The 436-nt window shown below is 73.4% G+C and carries 1 pseudogene; it reads left to right on the top strand.

What is annotated here, in order from left to right:
- A pseudogene (locus AC13HU_RS38200) lies at nucleotides 1–436 on the top strand (hypothetical protein); the annotation flags it as partial.

Genomic DNA, 436 nt, shown 5'->3' on the forward strand with positions numbered 1-436 from the left:
GGAGGTGCCGGTACGGACGGTGCCGGCGTCGGCTACGGTGCGGGTTTCGGTACCGGCTTCGGCGTCGGTGGCAACGCGTTCGTGCTGGCGGGCGACGGCTTCCACCTGCTGGACCGGCCCGACCCCGTGCTGCTGCGGGAGGCCGTGCCGGACGACCGGCCGGAGCCATGGCGGCGGCTGGACGCCACCGTCCTGCACAGCCTGCTGCTCGACCGCGTCTGGCGGGTGCCGGACTCCCCCGAGCACATCCGCTACATCCACGACACCGAGGCGGCGGTCCGCCTCGCCCGTCAACTCGGCGGCACCGCGGTGCTGATGCACCCGGTGCGCGAGCACATCGTCCTCGATCTGGCCCGCCAGGGCGTCATGATGCCCCGCAAGTCCACGTCGTTCGGGCCGAAGCCGGCGACCGGGCTGGTGATGCGGAGCGTCGAGC

This window comes from Streptomyces sp. NH27 (assembly GCF_056859195.1).